General features: G+C 71.0%; 4 protein-coding genes. 3 read left to right on the top strand and 1 reads right to left on the bottom strand.

The annotated features are described in order from the left end of the window. The 3 genes from ACLEQD_RS39150 to ACLEQD_RS39140 all read left to right on the top strand — a co-directional run. The coding region (locus ACLEQD_RS39150) for a KR prefix domain-containing protein (protein WP_410390988.1) at window positions 1-2,058 on the top strand (2,058 nt) is incomplete at its 5' end. Continuing rightward, window positions 2,055-2,546, top strand: a complete 492-nt coding sequence (locus tag ACLEQD_RS39145; RefSeq protein ID WP_410390986.1) for a hypothetical protein — start codon at window positions 2,055-2,057, stop codon at window positions 2,544-2,546. The genes ACLEQD_RS39150 and ACLEQD_RS39145, both read left to right, overlap by 4 nt. Window positions 2,547-2,557: 11 nt before the next feature. Beyond that, on the top strand, window positions 2,558-3,034 hold the full coding sequence (locus tag ACLEQD_RS39140; RefSeq protein WP_410390984.1) for a hypothetical protein: 477 nt from the start codon (window positions 2,558-2,560) through the stop codon (window positions 3,032-3,034). An 88-nt stretch (window positions 3,035-3,122) separates the two neighbouring features. Here ACLEQD_RS39140 and ACLEQD_RS39135 read toward each other — a convergent pair. Beyond that, window positions 3,123-3,650, bottom strand: a 528-nt coding sequence (locus ACLEQD_RS39135; protein WP_410390982.1) for a DUF1579 family protein, incomplete at its 5' end; no start/stop codon positions are given.

The raw sequence follows: 3,650 nt of genomic DNA, 5'->3' as shown, positions 1-3,650 counted from the left end.
CCCGGACGCGGCTCGGTGCCCGCCTCGTGGCAGGCCCTGCTCGGGCCCTGGCTCGCGGGCGACGAGGTGGACTGGTCCATGCTGCACGACGGCGCCTCGCCCCGCCGCGTCCGCCTGCCGCTCTATCCCTTCGAGCGGCAGCGGCTGTGGGTGGAGCCGCGCGCCCCGGAGGCCCAGGCCCCCGCGAAGGACAAGGACGCCTTCTGGCGTAAGCGCCCGGACATGGCGGACTGGTTCTACCGCGCGCAGTGGAAGCAGTCCGCGCTGCCGCTGGAGCCCGTGCCCGCGACGCGCGAGACGTTCCTCGTCTTCTCCGACGGCGCGCCGCTCACCCGGAAGCTCATCGAACGGCTGGGCCGCCGGGGCACCGTCGTCACCGTGACGCCGGGCGAAGCGTTCTCGAAGCAGGGCGACGCGGCGTTCAGCCTGCCCGTGTCGGACCGCAAGGCCTACGAGCTGCTGGTGCTGGAGCTGAGGAGCCGCCAGCTCTTGCCGGACCGCGTGCTCCACTTCTGGGGCCTTCAGTCCGTGGACGCGCCCCGGCCCGCCAACGACCTGGACGCGCTGGTGGCCTCGCAGGAGCAGGGCCTCTTCAGCCTGCTGTTCTTCGGCCAGGCGCTGGGGCAGCTCGCGGTGACGCGGTCCATGCGGCTGCTCGCGTTCTCCAACGACGTCTTCGACGTCACCGGCGAGGAGGCGCTGCGCTACGAGCAGAGCTCCGTGTCGGGCATCTGCAAGGTGCTCCAGCAGGAGTACAACAACCTCCACTGCCGCGCGGTGGACCTCTCCGTGCCGGAAGGCGGCGCCTGGAAGGTGGACGCGCTGGCGGACGCGCTGGAGCGCGAGGTGCTGTCCTCCATCGGGGACGTGCTCTGCGCGTACCGGGGCACCCGCCGGTGGATCCAGTTCTACGAGCCCGTGCGCGTGACGGCCGAGGCGCCGAAGCCGCCGCTCGTCCACAAGGGCGAGACGTACCTCGTCTATTACGGCCTGGAGGGCATCGGCTTCCTCACCGCGCGGCGCATGCTGGAGCAGGGCGCGCGGCTCATCATCCTGGAGGAGCCGGACTTCCCGGAGCCCGACGAGTGGGGGCAGTGGCTGGGCGCGAAGCGCCGCGAGCCGATTGGCGTCCGCGTGGGCAACGCGGTGGGGCTCCAGGCGGCGGGCCATGACTTCGTGCTGAAGAAGGCCCGGCTGGATGACGTGGAGGCCATGCGGCGCGTGCTGGCGGAGGCCGAGGCGGAAGCCGGCCCCATCCGCGGGCTGCTCCACGCGTCCGGCGCGTCCAACTTCGAGCGCATCAAGCCCCTGCGCGACGCGGACCGCGAGCTGTGCAAGCAGCACTTCGCCTCCATCCCGCACAGCCTGCGGATGCTGGACGAACTCCTGCGCGAGCGCGACCTGCGCTTCCGCGTGATGATGAGCTCGCTGGGGTCGGTGCTGGGCGGCCTGGGCTTCATCGCCATCGCGAGCGCCAGCAGCCTCGCGTCCAACTACACCGTCCTTCAGAACCGCCAGCACGCGCAGAAGTGGGTGGTCCAGTACTGGGACTCGTGGGACATCGAGTGGAAGAAGGCGAAGGAGATCGTCCACCCGTCGATGTACGAGCGGCTGGCGCCCAGCGTCCTCACCGAGCCCGAGGGGCTGGAGTCCTTCCACCGCCTCTTCGCCATCCCGGACTCCACCCAGGTCGCGGTGTGCGCGACGGACCTCCAGGCCCGCTACGACAAGTGGGTGAAGCTGGAGGCCGTGCGGCAGGAGCCCGGCACGGCGGAGGTGCTCAAGCGCCCGGACCTGGACACGCCCTTCGTCGAGCCGCGTGACGAGATGGAGCGCACCATCGCGTCCGTCTACCAGGAGTTCCTGGGCGTGGACCGCGTGGGCGCGGACGACGGCTTCCACGAGCTGGGCGGCCACTCGCTGCTGGCGACGCAGATGGTCTCCCGGCTGCGCGAGGTGCTGCAGGTCGACGTGGAGCTGTTCGTCGTGCTGGCGCACCCCACCGTCTCCAGCCTGGCGGCCCACCTGTCCACCGTGGCACCCGGAGCGCGGGCATGAGCCACCCTGAAAGGAACGCGATGCAGCCCGAGCTGGTGAAGATGAGCGTGGAGGACTTCGAGTCCATGGACGACCTGTCGCTGTGCCGGGCGTGCGTCTGGGACGCGAGCATGAAGATGCGCGGCACCGACAACGAGACGCGCTCGCGCGTCTATGGCTCGCTCACTGAAGGCCAGCGCGCGGTGTTCATGTTCTGGGTGCTCAACGCCCGGGGCCCGCGCGGCTTCACGCAGCTGCACGAACAGCTGCCGCACCTGGTCTACGAGGACTCGTTCTGGGACGGGCTGCGCGCCGCCGGCCGGCTGGTGGGCGTGCCGGAGCTGGTGACGCTCACCGACGCGTTCCTCGCCCTGCGCGACCAGGAGGGCAACGAGGAGGCCATCGCGAAGCTCGACGCCGCGCTCGCCCAGCTCATCCGCCGGGAGCTGCCGCGCTTCTCCGCCTTCATCCGCGCCCATCCGGGCCAGTTCGTGCAGCTGGACAGCTAGGGGACACGGCCATGGGAACGACGTTGATCCGCATGACGCGCCAGGAACTGGCCTCGCTGGACGACACGGCGCTCTGCCAGCGGTGCGTGCAGCCCGCCGCGCTGGCCATGCGCGGCCGGGGCAGCGACGTGCGCGAGGAGGTGTACGGCGCGCTCACGCCCGGCCAGCGCGCGGTGTTCATGTTCTGGGTGCTCTACGCGCACGGCCGGGGCTGGACGCAGATGTGCGCGGAGCTGCCGCACCTGGTGGGCGAGGACTCGTTCTGGCTGGAGCTCAAGCTGGCCGCGAAGCACCTGCACCTGGACGAGCTGCTGGCGCAGACGGAGGCCTTCGAGAAGCACCTGCGCGAGGCGCGCGCGGCGAACCGGCCCGTCCAGGGCAAGGCGCAGGACGACGCGCTCTTGGCGAAGACGCTCGCGCGGGACCTCCACACCGTCGCGAGCTACATCCGCGCCAACCCTGGCCAGTTCGTCGAGCTGAAGGACTGACATGCGCCGCGGACCTTCCCCAGCGCACCGCGGGACTCCCCGGCCGGCCACGTTCGAGCGTGCCGGCCAGGGCTCCGCGTGGGACCTGCTAGCGCTTGCAGGTCTCCTCGACCATCACCACCCACTGGCCGCCGATGTTGGCCTCGCCGGTGTGGGACATCTCCTTCGCGCTCTTGCGGTGGAAGACGCCGCGGGCGCCGGACTTCATGCCGCCCATGTTGTACTCGCCCACCCAGGTGAAGGTGTCGCCCTGCCAGCCGGTGGACAGCTGCTCGCTGCGGCCACCGAAGTTGTCGTGCCAGAGCGCCAGCAGCTGGCCGCTGCCCGGGTCAAAGCCGAGCGCGTAGTCACCGACCACGGGGAAGTGGTTCTTCGCCGTCTTCTTCTCCTCCAGGCGGATGGAGACCCAGAAGCCGCTCAGGTCCTTCTTGCCCGTCCACGTCGTCTCGATGGGGTAGGCGGGCACGCCCGGCATCGGGACGCGCGTGCCGGAGCACTTCCACTTGCCCTCGAAGTCCTTCAGCTGCGCGAGCATCGGGGAGGGCTGCGGCAGGCCGGGCGGCGGACCCTGCTGCGCGGCGCCAGCGGGCGGCGCGGCGTTGGGGGACGCGGGAGC

The organism is Corallococcus sp. 4LFB (assembly GCF_046520365.1).
Taxonomy (GTDB): Bacteria; Myxococcota; Myxococcia; order Myxococcales; family Myxococcaceae; genus Corallococcus; species Corallococcus caeni.
The sequence above is the reverse complement of the archived record's forward strand: the minus strand, read 5'-3'. Positions and strand labels throughout refer to the sequence as shown.